Source organism: Pseudomonas sp. VI4.1 (assembly GCF_002029345.1).
Lineage (GTDB): Bacteria > Pseudomonadota > Gammaproteobacteria > Pseudomonadales > Pseudomonadaceae > Aquipseudomonas.
Genome location: NZ_MULM01000075.1, coordinates 1 through 17,284, shown reverse-complemented (window position 1 = coordinate 17,284; position 17,284 = coordinate 1). Strand labels below are relative to the sequence as shown.

Sequence of the window (17,284 nt, the reverse complement as noted above, 5' to 3'; positions counted from 1 at the left end):
GGCGCAGATCAAGGGATCGGGGTCGTACACAAATACTGCGCCCGGCGCCGATAACTGTAGGAGCTGGCTTGCCAGCGAAGAGGCTGGTACATCGCATCGATGTCGCCTGACACGCCGCCTTCGCTGGCAAGCCAGCTCCTACAGGGGATCGGGTCGTAAACAGATACTGCGCCCGCGTGGTCAGAGCAGCGGCACGCTGTAGCTGACGAACAACCGGTTCTGATCCTGGTCGCGGGACGCTTCACTGTTGGTCTCGCCGTTACGCCAGCCGAAGCCGACGCCCTTTAGCGCGCCGGACTGGATCGTGTAGTCCAGGCTGATATCCCGTTCCCATTCCTTCTGGTCCTCACCGGAGGCCGTCTTGATATGGTCCCCGCTCAAGTACATGACCGAGGCTTTGAGGCCCGGCATGCCGAGGGCGGCGAAGTCGTAGGCGTACTGGCCGAAGGCGGTGCGCTCGCCCGCGCGGGTGAAGGTCTGGATCAGGCGATCGGTATACAGGTACAGACTGGCGCCGCCGGCGCCCTTGTCCGGCAGGTTGCCCTGGCTGAGCTGGGTGAAGTTGCTGCCGCTGGAAACGCTTTGGTAGCCTGCGGTGAGGCCATGGCCACCCAGGGTGTACACCAGCGCGGCGCTCCAGGTGCGGTTGTCGATTTCGCCATCATTGTCTTCGGTGTAGCCGCTGATCCGGTAGCCTGTGGTCCCCGAGCTGTTGGCCCCGGATGAATCTGTCTTGAAGTAGCGCAGGTCGGTTTTCAGGGATTGACCGTCGCCGATCGCCAGGGTGTGGACCAGGCCTAAAAACTGCTGGGTGTAGTAGTTGTCGAGGTTGGCGTAGTAATACTGGGCGGTCAGGTCCTTGGTGACTTTCCAGTCGCCCCCGGCGAAGTCGAATTCATTGCTCTCCCGGGTGCACCGGTGGCGGCCAAGCCGGTCCGGTCGCTTGAACCCCGCCCGGTGGCATGTTCGATTCGGCCTCCGATGAGGGTCAGGTCCTTGAACTCGTTCGAGGTGACCTGGCCACCTTCGAAGGTCTGGGGCAACAGGCGGCCGTCGTTGGATACGAGGATCGGCAGCTTCGGCATCAGCGTGCCCAGGCGCAGTTCGCTTTTCGAGACCTTGACCTTGCCGGTCAGCCCCAGTCGGCTCCACTGGTCGACCGCGCTGTTGTCACTGTCCGAGGGAATCATCGAACTGCCGACGTGCCGGCCCATGCCGCTGTCCAGCGTGATGCCCATCAGTCCCAAGGCGTCGACGCCAAAGCCGAGGGTGCCATCGGTATATCCCGACTTGAAGTCGAGCATGAAACCCTGGGCCCACTCTGCGGTTTTCGAAGGCGCGGCCGTGCCGTCACGGTTGTCATTATTGAAGTAGAAGTTGCGCATCCCCAAAGTAGCTTTGCTGTCACTCAGGAAGTCCGCGTGGGCCTGGCTGCCGAGTGCAATAGCGCCCAGAGCAACCGTTACCGCCGTCTTGTTTGTGCTCATGTATATCGCCCCTTTTTTTTGTAGTTTGAAGTTGGGAGCGGACGAGTCCGCGCATGCTATCGGTCAGATGCATGATTCAAGGGATGTCAGGGTTGCTCCCGCCATGGCGGCTGCCAGCAAAGTGCGCTGCCTGCGGGAGCGATGTCGTTGAGTCAGAAGGCCTTGGGTTAAATACCCAGCACATTGGCGCCGATGCACGGGTCGATCCCGCGCTCCAGGCGACGCTGGTGGACGATCAGGGTGATTTCCATCGAGCCGGTGGTGACATCGAAGTCGAGGATATGGCCGCCATAGGCCTGGAAGGTCGCGTCACCGGCGACGCCGTGCATGTGGATCGACGGCTGGTCGTTCTTCCACGCCACCGAGCCGGTAATGCTGGCCATTTCAACGTTGCTGAAGATCTTGGCGTCGAAATCCTTTTTGTCCTTGTTCCAGAACCCGAACTTGACGTTGCCAAAGCCGATACCGCTGATGGAGGCGCTCGGGATCTTCTCGGCGAGCGCAAGCTTGGTCAGTTCCTTGAAGGCGTTATCGCCCATGCGCAGCACCATCAGGTAACCGGTGGGGGTCTTGGTGTAGCGCGCAGTCGCTTCGGTTGCACATTGCATGGGCGCTGTCGTCGCGGTAGTCGGGGTGTCGGCAAAGGCCAATTGAGTAACTGCCGTGTTGATCATCACGGCGGCGGTCACGGCTAACATCAATCTGCACAGGCAGCGTTTCGGCGAAAGTTGAACTTGCATGGAGCTTCCTCTGTTTTTGTTGTTGTGTGGTGCAGCGGTTTTTCAGGACGAGTGTGCCCGGCGCCTGTTTCTCAACAGGCGCGGGCAGTTGTTGTTAGCAGCGGGTGTTAGTTGAAACCGAGCGTTGGTGAGTTACAGTGCATCGCGGCTGCTGACTCCATTAATCAAGCGCGCAATGCCCAGCGGATTGCTGTTCTTCAGTGCGTCCGGCAACAAGCTGTCGGGACAGTTCTGGTAACACACCGGGCGCAGGAAACGATCGATCGCCAGCGTCCCGACCGACGTACCGCGCGCATCCGAAGTGGCCGGGTACGGCCCGCCATGGACCATGGCATCGCAGACCTCGACCCCGGTGGGGTAACCGTTGAACAGCACCCGTCCGACTTTCTGTTCCAGCACCGCCAGAATCTCGCCCAGGGTGTCGAGTTCCGTATCCTCGACGATCAGGGTGGCGGTCAACTGGCCACGCAAACCGTTCAACGCCTCGAGCAACCCGGCCTGGTCAGCGACTTCGACCACGATGGTGGTCGGGCCAAACACTTCCTCCTGCAGTAACTCATCACCCTTGAGCAACAGGCTGACGTCGGCCTTGAACACTTGTGGCCGCGCCTGGTTGCCCTGTTGGTCGGCGCCGGCCAGGTGGGTGATGCCGGGGTGAGCGCGAATGTTGTCCAGGCCGTGGCAATAGCTTTGCAATGCGCCGGCATTGAGCATCGTTTGCGCGGGTTGTTCGCCCATCTGCCCGGTAAACCGTTCAAGGAAGGCCGAGAACTCCGGTGAGCGGATGCCCAGCACCAGACCGGGGTTGGTGCAAAACTGCCCAGCACCCAACACCACCGAAGCGGCCAGTTCGCCGGCGATTTTCTCGCCCCGGACTTTCAGCGCCTGGGGCATCAGCACCACCGGGTTGATGCTGCTCATCTCGGCGAACACCGGGATCGGTTGCGGGCGTGCCGCCGCCATGTCACACAACGCACGCCCGCCGCGCAATGATCCGGTGAAGCCCACGGCCTGGATCAACGGGTGCTTGACCAAGGCCTCGCCGACGCTGCCGTAGAGCATGTTGAACACGCCCTCGGGCATCCCGGTTTTGCGCGCCGCGCGAGTGATCGCGTCGGCGACGTAATCGGCCGTGGCCATATGACCGCTGTGGGCCTTGAACACCACCGGGCAACCGGCGGCCAGGGCCGAAGCGGTGTCGCCACCGGCGGTGGAGAAGGCCAGCGGAAAGTTGCTGGCGCCGAACACGGCGACCGGACCGAGCCCGGTGCGGTACTGGCGCAGGTCGGGTCGCGGCAAGGGTTGGCGGTCCGGCATTGCACGGTCGATGCGTGCGCCGTAGAAGTCGCCGCGGCGCAACATGGTGGCGAACAGGCGCATCTGGCCACTGGTGCGGGCCCGCTCGCCCTGAATGCGGCCGGCGGGCAGGGCGGTTTCCCGGCATACCAGGGCAATGAACGAATCGTCCAGTGCCTCGAGTTCGGTGGCGATGGCGTCGAGGAACGCGGCGCGGCGGGCAGCCGAGAGATGGCGAAAGATCGGGAAGGCAGTGGCTGCCGCTTCGGCCGCCGCATTCACTTCAGCCGCAGTCGCCTGGTGGAAACGATAGGGCAGCGCTTCGCCGGTGTTGGCGTCGTGGCTCTGCAAGGTGTTCGAGCCTTGGGCCGAGCGGCTGCCTGCGATGTAGTTGTGGCCTGAAACTTCAAACATGGGACCTCCTGAAGGTCTGTGCAAATCGGGATCAACTGAGTCGATAAATACGCCGTGCGTTGTCATGAAACAGGGCAAGCCGCTCGGCGAGGGAGCGATTGCGGACAATGGTCTTGAAGCCATCGAGCACTTCGCCGAGGCTGTTCACCACGCCATCGACCGGGTAATTGGTGGCAAAGGCACAGCGACTGACCTCGAAGATCGAGATCGCATCGTTCACCACCCCGCGGTTCGACTCCACGGGCCAGGCCTTGCCCGGGATGCAGATGCCGGAAATCTTCAGCGCGACGTTCGGCTCCCGGGCCAGCAACGCGAGGTTGTCGCGCCAGCCGGTCAAACCTTGTTCCGAGCGATCCGCCGGCAGCGCCGTGTGATTGACCACGATGGTGACGTCGGGAAAGTCCCTGACCAGTTCGGCGGCTTCCGGCAGATGCCACCAGGGGGCCTGCAACTCGAAGTGCAAGCCGTTTTCCGCCAGTCGCGCATACCCGTCGCGCCAGCGCGGATCGCGCATGGAACCTGGCGCCGCGAAGTCTGCACGCCATGCTTCAAGGCTGGTCACCACGGGTTTGTGGCGCACGCCGCGCACCAATGGGTGATCGCCGTACAGGCGAAGCAGCTCTGCCGCGTCTTCACGATCGAGCCAGACCTGCGCCACCATCGCGGCCAGGGTAGGTTCGTCTTCAGCCAATGACTCGACAAAACGAACCTCGTCAAAGGGCGTCGCCGGGTCCCATTCACCCTCGATGACCACCGTCTGCACGATGCGGTGGCTGCCGGTCAGCCGGCGATAGTCCTCGGGCAGGAAGTTGCGGCAGATCGACGAGTAATCGCCATAACGAAACGGCCGTAACGGTCGATCATTCAGCCATGGATAGTAATGGGCCTCGATGTCGAAATAGTGTTGATGCGCGTCGACGATGGGCAGGTCGGCATCCTCGCCGCTGGCCAAAAAGCGCGCACGCCAGTCGATGTTCGTTAACTCATCCATGCGGTAGCTCCAGGCGATAAAAGCGTCGCGCATTGCCGGCGAACACCGCTTCCTGCACCGCACGCCCCAGGGGCGCGAGCATCGCGGCCACGCCATCGGCAATCGTGTCGTAGGAGGCGCGCAACCCGGCGACCGGAAAGTTGCTGGCGAACATCACCGCTCGGGCCCGAAGATTTCCAGCGCGGTCAACACCACCACCCGGTTGTCGTCGTAGTTCCAGGGCGAGTCTTTGAGGCCGAACTCCGAGAGCTTGATCTGCACGTTGGGCTGCAGGGCCAGTGCTTCCAGGCCCTTTCGCCAGCGCGCCATGCCTGGCGGGCTGCGATCCCAGGCGAACCCGCTGTGATTCAGGGCAATCTTGATCTGCGGGAACATCGCCGCCACTTCGGCGGCTTCGGCCAGGTGCCAGGGCGGTACGCGCAGGTCCCACGACAAACCGTGCTCAGCCAGCCGCGAAAAGCCTTCCAGCCATTTCGGGTCTTGCATGGTGCCTTTTGCGCCGGCCACCGAGACCTCCGGCGAAGCCGAGGTGACCGGTTTCGAACGAATGCCTCTCACCAGTGGGCGAGCGGCCTGCGCGGCGAGAATCTCGGCGCTGTCTTCGCGGTCGAACCAGGCGTGGGCGACGATCGCATTGGGGAAGCCATAACGTGCGTTCATCTGCTCCAGCCAGCGGGTCTCGGCGACCTGCTGGTCGCGGGCGCGCTCGGCCTCGACGTGCACCGTGCCGACCAGGCGCTGTCTTTCGGTCAGGGCCAGGAAGTGTTCCGGCAGGAAATCGCGGCACAGGCTGTGATAGTCCCCGAGGAAAAAATCCTCGTGATATTCGTCCTGCAGCCAGGGATAACGACCGTTGCCCAGGTCCCACAGGTGATGGTGGGCATCGACAATCGGCAGCGCATCCCCGGCCGCCAGGTTCGGCAGGCCGTTGCGTTCATGCAGGGTGATCATGAGGTCGTCCCTTGCTCAGCGCGATGCGGCGAATTGGGAAGGGCTGAGCACGCCGTCTTCGACTTCGCCGGCGGCGGCCGCCTCGGCCTTGGCTTGTACGCGGGTGCGCAGTTTGGCCACGTTCACCACCACCCGGGTATGGGCGGCGGTCGCCACCAGCTCGACGTCATCGCGCACCTCGACATTGAAGGTGACGCTGCGCCCCTCGATCCGGGTGACGGTGGCGACAATGCTCACCGACATGCCCAGCAGCGTCGCGCCGACATGCCGGATATCGACCGCGGCGCCGACCGTGTTCTCGCCCTCATCGAGGAAGGTCAGCAGGTAATCCAGGCACGTCTGTTCGATGTCGTCCACCAGGCGCGGCGTGGCATAGATGCGCAAGTCCTCACCCAGGAACGAGATGGTGCGCGCCTCGTCGACGATCAGTTGGCGTTCGGTGGCGGCGGTGCCGGCTTCCAGCGTGGAGAAATTCATGTGCGACCTCGTGTGCTTGAAGTGCCGACAGTCGCAGCGACGACTGTCGGTCGGGATGGCAAAGGATGATTTATTTGGTAGGCAGGAAACCGATGGAAATCCATGGCACGGCGATCAGCACCCCCAGCGCCACGACTAGCGCACCGAGATACGGCCAGACCCGGCGCATCGCACCGCTGGGGTCGACCTTGGCGATGGCGCAGGCGGCGTAGAAACCCACGCCAAAGGGTGGGGCGAACAGGCCCAGGCCCATGGCGAAGATTGCGACCATGGCGTAATGCACGTCGTGGATGCCCATGGCCTTGGCGATCGGGAACAGCAGCGGCCCGAACAGCACGATGGCCGGGATGCCTTCGAGAAAACTGCCGAGCAGAATGAACGCCACCGCGGAAATGATCAGGAAACCCAGCGCACCCCCCGGCACCGTCGACATCACTTGCGCCAGCTGATGGGAGAAGCCCGACTGGGTCAACGCCCAGGCCATGGCGTCGCGCTGCCGATGATGATCAGGATCGCCCCGGACAGCGACGCGGTGCTGACCAGGATCGGATACAGGCGGCGCCAGTCGAAGCAGCGGTAGCACAGCAAACCGACGATAAAGGTGTAGGCGACGCCAATGGCCGCGACTTCAGTGGCCGTAGCGACGCCTTCGACTACCGCGGTGCGGATCACGAACGGCAACGCCAGGGCCGGCACCGCGACCAGCAGCGAACGCATGATTTCCTTGCCCGAAGCGCGTTTACCGGTGGAGGCCTCGCCCTTGCGGTTCTTCCACCAGATCACCGCCGCCATGGCGATCGCACCTACCACCGCCGGCATGAAGCCACCGGTGAACAGGGCGGAGATCGACACGCCGGTCACCGAGCCGATGGTGATCAGCACCAGGCTGGGCGGAATGGTTTCCGACATTGCCCCGGAGGCATTGAGCATCGCCACCAGTTCGTTTTCATCCTCGCCGCGCTTCTTCATTTCCGGAAACAGCGCCGGGGCGATAGCGGCCATGTCGGCGGCCTTCGACCCGGAAATACCGGAGATCAGGTAGATGGCGCCGATCAGCACGTAGGACAGGCCGCCACGCACATGGCCGATCAACGAGCAGAGGAAACTGATCATCGCCCGAGCCATGCCCATGGCTTCGATCAGCGCGCCCAAAAATACAAACAGCGGGATCGCCAGCAGGATCAGGCTGGCCATGCCTTCGTCCATCCGGCCTACCACCAGGCTCAAGGGCGTGCCGGTCATGGTCGACAGGTAGGCCACGGTGGCCAGACCGAACGCGACCATGATCGCCACGCCGATGATGATCATCGCCATCACGCCGATCATGAAGAAGATGACCAGGTTCCAGTTGCCCATCAGCAGCAGAGGACCTTCCGCGACCCACAGCAACCCGCCGAGGGAGGCGAGCATCGCCACCGACACCGAAAAGTCGATCAGCCGCGCACTGGTGAGCAAGCGGGCGACACAGGTCATCAGCATCAAGCTCAGACCGACCGCGATGGCGGACACGCGAAAGGCGTTGGGGATTTCCAGGGCGGCGGTGGTGATGATCCATTCGTCGCTGACGTATTCCCAGGCCGGGGTGAACAGCAACCCGATGAAGGTGATCACGATCACGGCGCCGAGGGTGTCGATGAAGGCGCGTTTTTCCACCGGCAACCGCGCGATGAACGAAGTGAGGCGCATGTGCTCGCCCCGGCGCATTGCCACCACCGAGCCGAGCATCGCCAGCCACAGGAACAGCAGCGAGGCCAGCTCATCGCCCCAGACAATGGGCTGGTTGAGCACGTAGCGCGAGAACACGTTGCAGAACAGCAACACGACTTCGACCACCACCAGCAACGCTGCGCTGCCTTCGGTCAGCCAGCGCAGGCCGGTGTCGAGCGCGCGACCCAGGCGAAAGGTGGCGGCGCGTGGGCTGAGTCCTTCAGCGGGAGAAACATCCGTCATTGGCAGTTCGTTTTTCATGACCTTGTCTCCGGCTTAGGACAGTTGACCCGCGTACTGCTCGAGCAAGCTCCAGGCTTCGTCGCCGTACTTGTCCTTCCATTGGGTGTAGAAGCCTTTCGATTGCAGGTCGGCCCTGAACAATGAACGGTCGACCTTGTTGAAGGTGATGCCATGGGCGGTCAGGGACGGCTCGAGGCTGGCGTTGAGGTCGATCACCTGCTGACGCTGGACCAGTGCCGCGGCGTTGATCTGCCGGGAGACGATTTCCTGCACATCCGCCGGCAACTTTGGAAAGGTCTTGCCCGAGGCAACGATCCAGAAACCGCCCCAGATGTGGTCGGTCATCGAGCAGTACTTCTGCACTTCGTAGAAGCGCGCGGATTCGACCACCACCAGCGGGTTTTCCTGGCCGTCGACCACTTTGGTCTGCAAGGCCGAGTAGGTTTCGTTGATGCTGATGCCGGTCGGGGAGGCGCCCAGGGCGCTGAACATGGAGGTCCACAGCGGGCTCACCAGCACCCGCAGCTTGAAGCCGGCCAGGTCCTGCGGGGTGAAGATCGGCCGCGTCGAACTGGTGATCTGGCGAAAGCCGTTGTTCCAGACTTTCTCCATCGGGATCAGGCCGACCTTGGCGGTCTTGGCGCGCACGTACTCGCCCAGCTTGCCGTCCAGGGCCGCCCAGACGCTGTCGTAGTCCTTGAAGGCAAAGGGCATGCTTTCAATGGACATGGCCGGCACCAGGGTAGAGAGGATGGCGCCTGGCAACGGGATGAAGTCGATCGCCCCGGCGCGCACCTGGGACAGCATGTCGGTGTCGCCGCCCATGGCGCCGTTGGCGTACACCTGCAGGTCCACCGCGCCGTTGGTTTCGGCCTTGATCGCGAGCGACGCGGCCTTCATCTGGATGTTCAGCGGATGGGTGTCGGGCAAGCTGCTGGTGTCGCGCAGCACGATGGGTTTGGTCGCGGCGAAGACGCTGGAGGGCAGCAGGTTGGCGGCGAATGCACCGCCGACGGTGATGCCGGCAGACATTAGAAATGATCGGCGGCTGACGGCCTCGGTCAAGATACGGCTCATGATGTTCACCTTGTTATTGTTGTTGTTCTAAAAAACGCGGATTCAGTTGATCGAACGTTGATCCTTGTAGGAGCGAGCTTGCTCGCGATGGTCGTTAACGATAACGCGGGCTTTCTGGTTGAACGCGGCGCTCTCAGGTCCATCGCGAGCAAGCTCGCTCCTACAGGGGATCGAGATCGGGATCAGGATCGGGTTCAGGTGTTGTGGCGACTCAGGACGCCAGTGCCACCACCGCCCGGCTTCGAATCAGCTCATCGATTTCATCTTCCGCAAAACCACTTTCCTTCAGCACTTCGCGGGTGTGTTCGCCAAGCAGCGGAGCAGGGCGGCTGGTCGGCGGCGCGGCGCTGTCCATGTCGGAGAAGTGAATCGGCAGGCCCATGCCGCGCACCCGGCCTTCGGTGGGGTGTTCGGTTTCGACGACCATGCCCCGGGCGATGGTTTGTGGATGGGCCAGCGCCGCGGCGATGTCCAGCACCGGCCCGGCAGGCAGGCCGAGGCTGTCGAACAGCACCATCCATTGATCCGTGGTGCGCGCCACCAGCACTTCATTGAGGATCTCCACCAGAGCCAGGCGGTGCTCCATGCGCAACGCGTTGCTGGCGAAGCGTGGATCGGCCTTCAGTTGCGGCACGGCCAGGGCTTCGACCAGTCGTTCGTAGTTGGCCTGGTTGGCGGCGCCGATATTGATCCAGCCGTCGGCGGTGCGGAACACTTGATACGGCGCGCTGGTGGAGTTGGCCGACCCCATCTTCGGCAGGATGGTGCCATCGGCGAAGTAAGCGGCCGCCGGCCAGTACATCTGTTGCAGGCCGGCTTCGAACAACGAGGTGTCGACCATCTGCCCCAGGCCGGTTTTCTGCTTGGCCGCGTAGGCGGCGCAAATGCCAAGGGCGGCGAGGATCCCGGAGTTGATGTCGGCCACCGGCGAACCGGCCTTGACCGGCTCGCGCCCGGCTTCACCGGTCATGCTCATCATGCCGCTCATGCCCTGGGCGATCAGGTCGAAACCGCCTTTCTCGCCGAACGGCCCGCTGCGCCCGTAGCCGGAGATCGCGCAGTAGATCAGCCCGGGGTTGATCACTTTGAGCGCTTCATAGCCCAGGCCGAATTTCTCCATGGTGCCGGCCCGGTAGTTTTCCGTGACCACGTCGGCATCCAGCAACAGGCGGCGCAACACGTCGCGGCCACCGTCGGTTTTCAGGTTCAGGCCGATCCCGCGCTTGTTGCGGTTGACCACCATGAACGAGGCGGATTCGCCGCTGGCCATGATCGGCGAGAAGCGCCGCGAATCATCGCCGTCCGGGACTTTCTCGACCTTCACCACATCGGCGCCCATGTCGGCCAGCATCATCCCGCACACCGGGCCGGACATGATGTGAGCCAGTTCTACAACGCGCATGCCTGTCAGCGGTCCCATGTCATTTCCCCTTGAACTGTGGTTTGGCTTTCGTGATGAAAGCGTTCAGGCCGATCTGAAAATCTTCGGTGTCGTAGCAGCTGTAACTGCTGTCGACTTGCTCGGCGGTGGGTGCCACGCCGGCTTCAAGCTGGCGCGCGGCCTGGCGATGCCAGCGGGCGACCAGGGGCGCGCCGTTGGCAATGCGTCTGGCGGTGGCGAGGGTCTCGGTTTCGACCTCGGCGTCTGGCACGACGCGGGTCACGAGGTTTTTCACGTAGGCGTCGTTGGCGTCGAGAATGCGTCCTTCCAGCAGGATCTCGAGGGTGGTCGAGCGTCCGGCCAGCGCCACCAGTCCGGCCATTTCGTCATAGGACATGACCAGGCCCAGTTTGCCGACCGGCGCCCCGAAGCGGCTGGAAGTGCCGCAGATACGCAGGTCACAGAGCGCGGCGATTTCCAGGCCGCCGCCGACGCACACGCCGTGGATCATCGCGATGACCGGGTGCGGGCAGTCAACGACCGCGCGCATGGCGGCCGAGGTCACCTCGGCATACTCCCGGGCTTGCGCCTGATCAGCGCGTACGTTTGGAAACTCGCCGACATCGGCACCGGCGGCAAAGGCCTGTTCGCCGGCGCCGCGCAGCACCACGCAACGCACGCTGGAGTCAGCGGACAGCTCGGTCATGACGTCACCCAGGTCCTGCCACATGGACAAGGTCAGGGCGTTCATTTTTCCCGGGTGGCTGAGGGTGACGATGGCAATGGCGTCTTGCCGTTCGATAAGGACAGTGGGGTTCATGATGGTGCCGCTGGCGTCGAATCACTGTTCGACGATGCGGCTGCCTCCTGTTTTATTGTTGTGGGATAGCGGCTGTTTACAGCGACTGCCGGAGCATCGACAGGTAGTCCGCGGACGATGCTTCGCGGGGGTTGGTCTTGTGGCTGTGATCGTGCAACGCGCCTTCGACGATCCCGGCAAACAGGCTCTCGTCGACGCCGATCTCGCTCAGGCGGGTCGGCAGGCCCAGGCGGCGGGTCATGTTCTCGATCGCGGTACCGATGTTGGCGCCGGCCTCAAGGCCCATGGCGTGGCGCAGGCGTTCGAGCTTGCGTTCATCGCGGACCGTGGGGGCGTTGGCGTTGAAGTCCACCACCGCGGGCAGGAAGATCGCGTTCAAGGTGCCGTGGTGCAGCTTCGGGTTGATCCCGCCCAGGGCGTGGGACAGGCTGTGCACGCAACCCAGGCCCTTCTGGAACGCGAGGGCGCCCTGCATCGAGGCACTCATCATGTTCATCCGCGCTTCGCGGTCACCCGGTTCGGCGGTGGCGCGTTCGATGTGTTCCCAGGCGCGCCACAGGCCATCGAGGGCGATGCCATCCGCGGCGGGGTTGAAGACCGGCGCCATGAAGGTCTCGATGCAATGGGCGATGGCGTCCATGCCGGTGGCGGCGGTGAGCATGGGTGGCAGGCCCAGGGTCAGCTCGGGATCGCAGATGGCCACGCGCGGCACCACAAAAGGTGAGATTACGCCCACTTTGCGACCATCGTCGAGGATCAGGATGGCGCCGCGCCCGACTTCGCTGCCGGTGCCTGCGGTGGTCGGAATCGCGATCAGCGGCGCGGTGGCCGAGGTGATGCGATCCAGCCCGCCTTCGATCACGGCAAAGCTTTGCAGCGGGCCGTCGTGGGTCGCGCACACGGCAACGCCCTTGGCCAGGTCGATGGAAGAACCACCGCCGACGGCGATGATGCGTTTGCACTCGCCAAGGTGATATTGCGCCACGGCTTGACGCACCGCGTGCTCGTTGGGGTTGGGCGGGGTGGCGTCGAAGATCGTGGGGGTGCGGGTGGCGTCCAGGGCGGCGATGACTTTGTCGACGATACCGGCATTGCGTACACCGACGTCGGTGACGATCAGCGGACGCGTGATGCCGGCGCGTTCGGCTTCCGAGGCCAGTTGCTGCAGGCTGTCGTAGCCGAACTGGATCTTGGTGACGTAATTGATGAGGGACATGATTCACCACAAGTTATACAGGATTGTTGTTGTTGCAATCGGCCGGGAGGCAGGAGGGCGCTCGCATCCTGGCTAAACCCATTGCATTGCCTGGTTGTGGAGTGGACTATAGGGCCGTCGTGGCGAGCCTCGATACTGACAACTTTCGATACCTCTATAACTTTTAGTTAACCCTGATGACGCCCTCACTGAACTCGATCATGTCCCGCCTGCACGTCAAGCAGCTGCGGTTGTTAATCGCCCTGGATGAGCACGGCTCCCTGCTGGGCGCGGCCAGGCAGGTCGCGCTGACGCAGCCCGGCGCCAGCAAGGCGCTGCAGGAAATTGAAACCACTTTTGGCACCTCGCTGTTCACCCGAACCAACCGCGGGCTGGAGCCCAACGATGCCGGGCGCTCGGTGATCCGTTACGCGCGCCTGATCCAGACCGACCTCGCGCACCTGCGCGAGGAGATCATCGGGATCATGAGTGGGGAGGGTGGTCGGGTGGCGGTCGGCACCATCATGGGCGCCGTGCCTTTATTGACCACGGCGATCAGCCGGGTCATTGCCGATCACCCGAAGCTGTCCATCGAGATCGTCGAAGACACCAGCGCCGCGCTGCTCAGCCAGCTGGATTCCGGGCGCCTGGACCTGGCGATCTGCCGCACCACCGTCAGCACCACGCCGTATTTGTATGAGAGCGCGACCTTCGTCGAGGAAACCCTGGCGGTGATCGCCAGCACCCAGCATCCGTTCGCCTATGCCAGGCGACTGTCCCTGAAGGATCTGGTGGATTACCGCTGGGTGGTCTATCGCGCCAACATGCCCATGCGCCTGCTGCTGGAACGGGAATTCCACGAGGCCGACCTGCGGTTTCCGGTGCACCTGTTGGAGACGACCTCGGCCTTCGCGACCTTGTCGCTGCTCCAGGAAAACCCGACCCTGGTCGCACTGGTGTCGACTGACGTGGCGAAATTCTGCTCCGGCTATGGCTTTACCACCACGCTGCCGCTGCCCATCACTTCGCGCAGCGAACCCTATGAGCTGGTGTCGCGCACAGGCGTGCCGGACTCGCCGGCCGCCAGACTGTTGCGCGAGGCCCTGCTCAATCCCCGTTGAGCTGGCCGGCGCTGATCTGTGCACTTTTATAAAGCCCTGATGCAACCGCTGCACTATGCGAAGGCAAAACCGCCGGTGTCCGACCCTGTGCCCTTGGGTCGCCAAGTGCCCGGTACGCGGGCCTGAAAGCGCTGTCTGCACGATCTGGCACAGTCGCTGCATAGCCCTTTACAGGCCCGCCGCGAATACAGTCGAGTGGGCAGCCCCTCTCGGTCAACGACGATCGATTCGTGGGCAACATCGGTGAATCAGGCATAGACGTCTGGTTTCAACACCGCAAAAGAACAGGCAAAGACGCCTGGAACCGCAAGGTTTCAGGCGTTTTTTTTTTGCATTTTTGAACCGTGACGGGCTTTAGCCGGGTGCTACTTATGAATTCCAATGTTGGCGCGTTGAACAAACTGCAGACGCTGGTCGTGATCGGCAATGGCATGGTCGGACATCATTGTGTCGAACAGCTGATCGAGCGCGGTGCCCTCGATCACTATCGGCTGCATGTGTTCAGCGAGGAGCCGATGCGCGCCTACGACCGTGTGCACCTTTCCGAATATTTCACCGGCCGTGATGCCGAGTCCGCTGGCGCTGTCCGACGCGTCGCTGTACCAGACCCCGGGCGTGACCCTGCACCTGGGCGTGCCGGTGCTGGAAATCGACCGCGGCCGCCGCCAGGTGATCACCGCGCAAGGTTGCGTCGCCTACGACAAGCTGGTGCTGGCGACGGGCTCCTATCCCTTCGTGCCGCCGATCGAAGGCGCCGAGGGCGACTCGCGCCTGGTCTACCGCACCCTGGAAGACCTCGACGCGATCCGTGCCCGCGGCCGCCAACGCCCGGCGTGGCGTGGTGGTCCGGCGGTGGCCTGCTCGGCCTTGAAGCCGCCAACGCCCTGAAAAGCCTCGGCCTGGAAGCGCATGTGGTGGAGTTCGCCCCGCGCTTGATGCCGGTGCAGCTGGACGAGATGGGCGGCATGGCGCTCAAGTCGCAAATCGAACGGCTCGGCGTCGGTGTGCACCTGTCCCGCGCCACCCAATCGATCACTGCGGGTCAGGACTACCGCTACCGGATGAATTTTGCCAACGACGAATGCCTCGAAACCGACCTGGTGGTGTTCTCCGCCGGTATCCGTGCGCAGGATGCGCTGGCCCGTCAATGCGCGCTGGACATCGGCCCGCGCGGTGGCGTGGTGATTGACGACCATTGCCTGAGCATCGACCCGAACATCTACGCCATCGGCGAGTGCGCCTCCTGGAACGGCAGCCTGTTCGGCCTGGTCGCGCCCGGCTACCAGATGGCGCGCAGCGTCGCGGCGAGGTTGTGCCACCAAGTCGCGGAGCCGTTCGACCGGCGCCGACATGGTCGACCAAACTCAAACTGCTGGGGGTCGATGTCGGCTCCATCGGCGATGCCCATGGCAACACGCCGGGCGCACGCAGCTATCAGTTCCTCGACGAAACCAGCGCCAGCTATCGCCGCCTGGTGGTGGACGCCACGGGCAAGCACGTGCTCGGCGCGGTGCTGGTCGGCGACAACAGCTACGACGACACGCTGCTGCAATACATGCAGAACGCGATTGCGCTGCCTTCTGAGCCAGCCAGCCTGATTCTGCCATCATCCGCAGGCGCGCCGACCCTGGGCCCGGGCGCGTTGCCCGAGTCGGCCACGGTGTGCTCGTGCCATAACGTCACCAAGGGTTCCATTTGCTCGGCCATCGACGGCGGCTGCACCGACCTCGCCTGCTCAAGGCGCAGACCAAGGCCTGCACCGGTTGCGGCGGTTGCGCCGGGTTGCTCAAGCAGGTGTTCGAGCATGAATTGATTGCCCGTGGCGTCAGTGTCGACAAAAGCCTGTGCGAGCACTTCGCCTATACCCGTCAGGAGCTGTATGCACTGGTGCGGGTAGAAGGGGTGATCACCTTTGAAGAACTGCTGGCCAAACACGGCCGCGGCCACACCGGGTGCGATGTGTGCAAACCGGCGGTGGGTTCGATCCTCGCTTCGTGCTGGAACCAGCCGATCATGGACGCCTCGCTGGTGCCGTTGCAGGACACCAACGACACGTTCATGGCCAACATGCAGAAGAACGGCACCTATTCGGTGGTGCCACGTATTCCCGGCGGCGAAATCAGCGCCGACAAGCTGATCGCGATCGGCGTCGTGGCGAAGAAATACGACCTCTACACCAAAATCACCGGCGGCCAGCGCATCGACCTGTTTGGCGCGCAGTTGCACGAATTGCCGGACATCTGGGCCGAGCTGATCGCAGCCGGTTTCGAGACCGGCCACGCCTACGGCAAGTCGACCCGCACGGTGAAGTCCTGCGTCGGCAGTACCTGGTGCCGTTATGGCGTGCAGGACAGCGTGCAGATGGCCCTGACGATCGAAGACCGCTACAAGGGCCTGCGCTCGCCGCACAAGCTCAAGTTCGCCGTTTCCGGCTGCACCCGGGAATGCGCCGAAGCCCAGAGCAAAGACGTCGGCGTGATCGCCACCGAGAACGGCTGGAACCTCTACATTGCCGGTAACGGCGGCATGCGCCCGCGCCACGCCGAGCTGTTCGCCACCGATCTCGACGATGCGACCCTGATCCGCTACATCGACCGCTTCCTGATGTTCTACATCCGCACTGCCGACAAACTGCAGCGCACCTCGGTCTGGCGTGAAAGCCTGGAAGGCGGCCTGGACTACCTCAAGGACGTGATCATCCACGACAGCCTCGGCCTGGGCGCCGAACTCGAGTCGCAGATGCAGTTGGTGGTCAATCGTTATGAATGCGAATGGGCCAACGCCCTCCAGGACCCGGAAAAACTCAAGCGCTTTCGCACCTTCGTCAACGATAAACGCCCGGACCCGGACATCCACTTTGTCCAGGAACGCGGCCAGCGGCGTCCGATCATGGCCGCCGAACTCAACCTTATCCCTGTCATCGAGGAGATTGTCTGATGAGCCAGTCCACTACCCAGCGTGTCGCATCCCTGACCCACACCGATGTCTGGCAAACGGTGTGCGGGCAACAGGACCTGGTCAGCAACTCCGGCGTGGTCGTCTGGCTCGACGGCGCACAAGTGGCGTTGTTCTACCTGCCGAGCGTTCACGGCAAGACCTTGTACGCCATCGACAACCATGACCCGCAATCCGGCGCGAATGTGATCGGCCGCGGCCTGGTCGGCAGCATCAAGGGCGACCTGGTAGTGGCCTCGCCGATCTACAAGCAGCACTTCCGCCTGGAGGACGGCAGTTGCCTGGAGTACCCGCAACAGCGCCTGCGGGTGTGGCCGGTGCGCTTGAATGGCGGTGTGGTGGAGGTGGGGGTGGCTTGATGCCACGCTCCTTCGGGTCAGGGCGCAACAGAATCGGAGACTCTTATGAAAACAGCCGCACAGTTACTCA

General features: G+C 63.3%; 14 protein-coding genes and 2 pseudogenes. 3 read left to right on the top strand and 13 right to left on the bottom strand.

Annotation, left to right across the window (positions count from 1 at the left end; genetic code table 11):
- Positions 1-180: 180 nt before the first annotated feature.
- The 13 genes and pseudogenes from BZ163_RS02580 to BZ163_RS02530 all read right to left on the bottom strand — a co-directional run bounded on the left by BZ163_RS02580 (position 181) and on the right by BZ163_RS02530 (position 12,800).
- Positions 181-1,487 (bottom strand): annotated as a pseudogene (locus BZ163_RS02580) (OprD family porin).
- Positions 1,488-1,654: 167 nt separating this feature from the next.
- The gene (locus tag BZ163_RS02575; RefSeq protein ID WP_128869667.1) at positions 1,655-2,227 is read right to left on the bottom strand and encodes a PPC domain-containing DNA-binding protein; all 573 of its coding nucleotides are present in this window, start codon (positions 2,225-2,227) and stop codon (positions 1,655-1,657) included.
- 132 nt (positions 2,228-2,359) lie between these two features.
- Entirely contained in the window at positions 2,360-3,937 is a 1,578-nt protein-coding gene (locus tag BZ163_RS02570) for an aldehyde dehydrogenase (NADP(+)) (protein WP_128869666.1), read from the bottom strand.
- Positions 3,938-3,968: 31 nt separating this feature from the next.
- Positions 3,969-4,928: an amidohydrolase gene (locus BZ163_RS02565; RefSeq protein ID WP_128869665.1), complete on the bottom strand. Its 960-nt coding sequence runs from the start codon at positions 4,926-4,928 to the stop codon at positions 3,969-3,971.
- A complete protein-coding gene (locus BZ163_RS35270; RefSeq protein WP_256578913.1) occupies positions 4,921-5,082 on the bottom strand; it encodes an amidohydrolase family protein in 162 nt (53 codons plus the stop codon). The genes BZ163_RS02565 and BZ163_RS35270 overlap by 8 nt, the downstream gene beginning before the upstream one ends.
- The gene (locus BZ163_RS02560; protein ID WP_256578912.1) at positions 5,082-5,879 is read right to left on the bottom strand and encodes an amidohydrolase; all 798 of its coding nucleotides are present in this window, start codon (positions 5,877-5,879) and stop codon (positions 5,082-5,084) included. Before BZ163_RS02560 ends, BZ163_RS35270 begins: the two co-directional genes overlap by 1 nt.
- 15 nt (positions 5,880-5,894) lie before the next feature.
- Positions 5,895-6,356, bottom strand: a complete 462-nt coding sequence (locus BZ163_RS02555) for a thioesterase family protein (protein ID WP_128869664.1) — start codon at positions 6,354-6,356, stop codon at positions 5,895-5,897.
- Between the two features lie 70 nt (positions 6,357-6,426).
- Positions 6,427-6,840 (bottom strand): TRAP transporter large permease subunit, encoded by a 414-nt coding sequence (locus BZ163_RS35265; RefSeq protein ID WP_256578911.1) that lies wholly within the window; start codon positions 6,838-6,840, stop codon positions 6,427-6,429.
- The gene (locus BZ163_RS02550) at positions 6,825-8,324 is read right to left on the bottom strand and encodes a TRAP transporter large permease subunit (RefSeq protein WP_256578910.1); all 1,500 of its coding nucleotides are present in this window, start codon (positions 8,322-8,324) and stop codon (positions 6,825-6,827) included. The genes BZ163_RS35265 and BZ163_RS02550 overlap by 16 nt, the downstream gene beginning before the upstream one ends.
- 15 nt (positions 8,325-8,339) lie before the next feature.
- Positions 8,340-9,383 carry a TRAP transporter substrate-binding protein gene (locus BZ163_RS02545; protein WP_128869663.1) on the bottom strand — a complete coding sequence of 348 codons (1,044 nt, stop codon included), beginning with the start codon at positions 9,381-9,383 and terminating at the stop codon, positions 8,340-8,342.
- Between the two features lie 211 nt (positions 9,384-9,594).
- A complete protein-coding gene (locus BZ163_RS02540; protein WP_128869662.1) occupies positions 9,595-10,803 on the bottom strand; it encodes a CaiB/BaiF CoA-transferase family protein in 1,209 nt (402 codons plus the stop codon).
- 1 nt (position 10,804) lies between these two features.
- Positions 10,805-11,584: an enoyl-CoA hydratase-related protein gene (locus tag BZ163_RS02535; RefSeq protein WP_128869661.1), complete on the bottom strand. Its 780-nt coding sequence runs from the start codon at positions 11,582-11,584 to the stop codon at positions 10,805-10,807.
- A 76-nt stretch (positions 11,585-11,660) separates the two neighbouring features.
- On the bottom strand, positions 11,661-12,800 hold the full coding sequence (locus BZ163_RS02530; RefSeq protein WP_128869660.1) for an iron-containing alcohol dehydrogenase: 1,140 nt from the start codon (positions 12,798-12,800) through the stop codon (positions 11,661-11,663).
- A 176-nt stretch (positions 12,801-12,976) separates the two neighbouring features.
- Here BZ163_RS02530 and BZ163_RS02525 point away from each other — a divergent pair, with 176 nt between their 5' ends.
- The 3 genes and pseudogenes from BZ163_RS02525 to nirD all read left to right on the top strand — a co-directional run bounded on the left by BZ163_RS02525 (position 12,977) and on the right by nirD (position 17,214).
- Positions 12,977-13,900, top strand: a complete 924-nt coding sequence (locus BZ163_RS02525) for a LysR family transcriptional regulator (RefSeq protein ID WP_128869659.1) — start codon at positions 12,977-12,979, stop codon at positions 13,898-13,900.
- 371 nt (positions 13,901-14,271) lie between these two features.
- Positions 14,272-16,837: pseudogene (gene nirB, locus BZ163_RS02520) on the top strand (nitrite reductase large subunit NirB).
- A complete protein-coding gene (nirD, locus tag BZ163_RS02515) occupies positions 16,837-17,214 on the top strand; it encodes a nitrite reductase small subunit NirD (protein ID WP_128869658.1) in 378 nt (125 codons plus the stop codon). Before nirB ends, nirD begins: the two are co-directional and overlap by 1 nt.
- Positions 17,215-17,284 lie beyond the last annotated feature (70 nt).

What these genes read in the sequence shown, in the direction of transcription:
- BZ163_RS02575 (WP_128869667.1), bottom strand. Translation starts at nt 2,227, where the DNA reads ATGCAAGTTCAACTTTCGCCGAAACGCTGCCTGTGCAGATTGATGTTA.
- BZ163_RS02570 (WP_128869666.1), bottom strand. Translation starts at nt 3,937, where the DNA reads ATGTTTGAAGTTTCAGGCCACAACTACATCGCAGGCAGCCGCTCGGCC.
- BZ163_RS02565 (WP_128869665.1), bottom strand. Translation starts at nt 4,928, where the DNA reads ATGGATGAGTTAACGAACATCGACTGGCGTGCGCGCTTTTTGGCCAGC.
- BZ163_RS35270 (WP_256578913.1), bottom strand. Translation starts at nt 5,082, where the DNA reads ATGTTCGCCAGCAACTTTCCGGTCGCCGGGTTGCGCGCCTCCTACGAC.
- BZ163_RS02560 (WP_256578912.1), bottom strand. Translation starts at nt 5,879, where the DNA reads ATGATCACCCTGCATGAACGCAACGGCCTGCCGAACCTGGCGGCCGGG.
- BZ163_RS02555 (WP_128869664.1), bottom strand. Translation starts at nt 6,356, where the DNA reads ATGAATTTCTCCACGCTGGAAGCCGGCACCGCCGCCACCGAACGCCAA.
- BZ163_RS35265 (WP_256578911.1), bottom strand. Translation starts at nt 6,840, where the DNA reads ATGGCCTGGGCGTTGACCCAGTCGGGCTTCTCCCATCAGCTGGCGCAA.
- BZ163_RS02550 (WP_256578910.1), bottom strand. Translation starts at nt 8,324, where the DNA reads ATGAAAAACGAACTGCCAATGACGGATGTTTCTCCCGCTGAAGGACTC.
- BZ163_RS02545 (WP_128869663.1), bottom strand. Translation starts at nt 9,383, where the DNA reads ATGAGCCGTATCTTGACCGAGGCCGTCAGCCGCCGATCATTTCTAATG.
- BZ163_RS02540 (WP_128869662.1), bottom strand. Translation starts at nt 10,803, where the DNA reads ATGGGACCGCTGACAGGCATGCGCGTTGTAGAACTGGCTCACATCATG.
- BZ163_RS02535 (WP_128869661.1), bottom strand. Translation starts at nt 11,584, where the DNA reads ATGAACCCCACTGTCCTTATCGAACGGCAAGACGCCATTGCCATCGTC.
- BZ163_RS02530 (WP_128869660.1), bottom strand. Translation starts at nt 12,800, where the DNA reads ATGTCCCTCATCAATTACGTCACCAAGATCCAGTTCGGCTACGACAGC.
- BZ163_RS02525 (WP_128869659.1), top strand. Translation starts at nt 12,977, where the DNA reads ATGACGCCCTCACTGAACTCGATCATGTCCCGCCTGCACGTCAAGCAG.
- nirD (WP_128869658.1), top strand. Translation starts at nt 16,837, where the DNA reads ATGAGCCAGTCCACTACCCAGCGTGTCGCATCCCTGACCCACACCGAT.